Genomic DNA, 2,661 nt, shown 5'->3' with positions numbered 1-2,661 from the left:
CGAAGAAGTAGCCTGCATAGGAAAACGACAATACCCACAACACCGCGCCGATAATGTTGTAACGGATAAACGTCGCGTAGTGCATATCGCCCATACCGGCGACAAATGGCGCAAACGTCCGCACAATCGGCACAAAGCGCGCAATGATGATGGTTTTGCCGCCATGTTTTTCATAGAACGCATGGGTTTTTTCCAAATACGAACGGCGGAAAATTTTGGAATCAGGATTGGCAAACAGTTTTTGTCCAAAATACTTGCCAATCATAAAGTTGGCCGCATCGCCTAAAATAGCGGCCGCCAAGAGCAGCAATACCATGACGTGGATGTTCATGCCGCCGATGGCCGCAATACCGCCGGCGGCAAAAAGCAGCGAGTCGCCGGGTAAAAATGGCGTTACGACCAAACCAGTTTCGCAGAAAATCACAACAAACAAAATCGCGTAAATCCACGGGCCGTATTGGGCGGAAAGGTGGACAAGGTGTTGGTCGATATGGAGGATGAAATCAATAAGGGTAGAAATCACTAGGGTTCCCCAAATAAAAAGGCCGTCTGAAAAAGAACAGACAAATGTTTCGGCCAGAAGTTCGACATTGTAAAACCAAAGCGGAATAAAACCAATGCCGTGAGCGCGTCAAGATATGTTTAGAAGTGCAGATATGTTGCAGGTATAGGCTTCAGACGGCCTTTATCCTTGATGGTGGACGGCAAAACAACGTAAAATAAAGCCGATTTCAACCTAACCGGTACGCCTTTGTGAACCAGCTCATCTTCGATTTTGCCAGCCATGATTATCCCGGCTTCGACAAATTTCTGGGAACAGAAAATGCCGAGCTGGTGTATGTGTTGCAGCACAAACATGGGCAATTTATCTATGTTTGGGGCGAAGAGGGCGCAGGCAAAAGCCATCTCTTGCAGGCATGGGTCGCACAGGCGCTCGATGCCGGACGAAATGCCATCTATATTGATGCCGCCGCCACGCCGCTGACAGAAACCGCGTTGGATGCGGAATATCTTGCCATTGACCAAATCGAAAAGCTTAATAATGAAGAACAGGCTTTACTGTTTGCCATCTTCAACCGCTTCCGCAACAGCGGCAAAGGCTTTTTGCTTTTGAGTTCCGAATATACGCCGCAGCAACTCGTTATCCGTGAAGACCTGCGCACACGCATGGCGTATTGCTTGGTTTACGAAGTCAAACCGTTGACCGACCGGGAAAAAATCGATGCGCTCGTCAGCATGGCGGCTATCCGTCAGGTAACCATCGATCCAGAAATTTTCGAATACCTGCTGAACCATTGGCGGCGCGATATGGACAGCCTGATGCAAATGCTCGATACCCTCGACAATTACGCCGTTATGATGGGCAAGCGCATTACTTTGCCGCTTTTGCGCCAGCTTTTAAAACAACAGGAAACCCAATGAAAAACCTTGCCATTTTCGACCTCGACAATACCTTAATCAATACCGATTCGGATCACTCTTGGCCGCAATACCTGATTAAAAAAGGCATAGTCGATGCGGCTGAAACCGAGGCGCAAAATGAAAAGTTCTACCAAGACTATCAAAACGGTTGTCTTGATATCGATGCCTTCCTCAAATTCCATCTCGCGCCTTTAGCCCGTTTCAGCAAGGAAGAATTGGCTGAGTTTCATCGCGAGTTTATGGCCGAATATATTGTTCCACACATTTCTCCGATGCAGCGTATGTTGGTGCAAAGCCATCAAATGGCGGGCGATGAAATGTTGGTTATTTCTTCGACCAACGAATTTATCATTACCCCTATCTGCCATCTTTTCGGTATTCACAACGTCATCGGCACACAGCTTGAAACCGGTGAAGACGGCCGATATACCGGCAACTATGTCGGTACGCCCAGCCTGAAAGAAGGCAAAATTACCCGATTGAACCAATGGCTTGCCGAGCGAGGCGAGACCTTTGAAAGCTACGGTAAGGTTTATTTTTACAGCGACTCCAAAAACGATTTGCCGTTGCTGCGTATTGTGGACGAACCTGTCGCCGTCAATCCGGATGCAGAGCTGGAAAAAGAAGCCAAAGCAAAAGGTTGGCCGATTTTGAATTTCAAATAACGACGAATCAGGCCGTCTGAAATATTTAACCTAACCACAACCTAATAAGGACTAAAACATGAAAACGACTAAACTCCTCGCCTCAGCCCTGTTGTTTGCCGCTGTATTCGGTACTGCACAAGCAGCCGATACCGAAACTCTGGAAGCCATGAAAGCGCAAAACGGCAGCGTTAAAACCGTTTTGATGGATGTCTTCACAACTCCTGCCGGCAACGTTGACCGCGTGAATATCATTCAATCCAGCGGCAATCCTGAAATGGACGAACGCGCAGTGAAAAGCGTTTCTAAATATCCTTATCCGAAACGCAAAACCGCCTCTAAATACCAACATACCGTTACTTTTGAGACCAATGTTGAAGTAATCAACAACTGATTCGGACTCAAGGCCGTCTGAAAAACAGAAGGCGTTTTGATTGGGAAATTCCCTGTCAAAACGCCGTTTTATTCTTTAAACAAGTATAACCAAAATTGCCGTAAAACCACACGCTCCGGTGCTATACTAAAACAAATAAACCGCTTCATCACACATCATGTCTCCCCGTCCAGTTACCATTACTTCCTACAATATGCACAA

At 46.9% G+C, this 2,661-nt stretch carries 4 protein-coding genes; 3 read left to right on the top strand and 1 reads right to left on the bottom strand.

The genetic code is table 11. The annotated features are described in order from the left end of the window. Window positions 1–523 (bottom strand): DedA family protein (locus tag ACTHUE_RS15005; protein WP_440423900.1); only part of this gene is annotated, 523 nt, incomplete at its 3' end. A gap of 230 nt (window positions 524–753) precedes the next feature. Between ACTHUE_RS15005 and hda the strand changes: the two genes are divergently transcribed. From hda to ACTHUE_RS14990, 3 genes are read left to right on the top strand one after another with little or no spacing between them, the layout of a single operon-like run. Further along, window positions 754–1,422, top strand: coding sequence for a DnaA regulatory inactivator Hda (gene hda, locus ACTHUE_RS15000; RefSeq protein ID WP_308881042.1), 669 nt, complete (start codon window positions 754–756; stop codon window positions 1,420–1,422). After that, window positions 1,419–2,087 carry an HAD family hydrolase gene (locus ACTHUE_RS14995; RefSeq protein ID WP_070646826.1) on the top strand — a complete coding sequence of 223 codons (669 nt, stop codon included), beginning with the start codon at window positions 1,419–1,421 and terminating at the stop codon, window positions 2,085–2,087. Before hda ends, ACTHUE_RS14995 begins: the two co-directional genes overlap by 4 nt. Window positions 2,088–2,145: 58 nt before the next feature. Beyond that, entirely contained in the window at window positions 2,146–2,460 is a 315-nt protein-coding gene (locus ACTHUE_RS14990) for a TonB family protein (protein WP_003747161.1), read from the top strand. Window positions 2,461–2,661: the final 201 nt, after the last annotated feature.

This window comes from Neisseria sp. P0021.S005, from assembly GCF_051956955.1.
The sequence above is the reverse complement of the archived record's forward strand: the minus strand, read 5'-3'. Positions and strand labels throughout refer to the sequence as shown.

Excerpts from the sequence above, each read along its gene's own strand:
- ACTHUE_RS14995 (WP_070646826.1), top strand. The coding sequence starts at position 1,419 with ATGAAAAACCTTGCCATTTTCGACCTCGACAATACCTTAATCAATACC.
- ACTHUE_RS14990 (WP_003747161.1), top strand. The coding sequence starts at position 2,146 with ATGAAAACGACTAAACTCCTCGCCTCAGCCCTGTTGTTTGCCGCTGTA.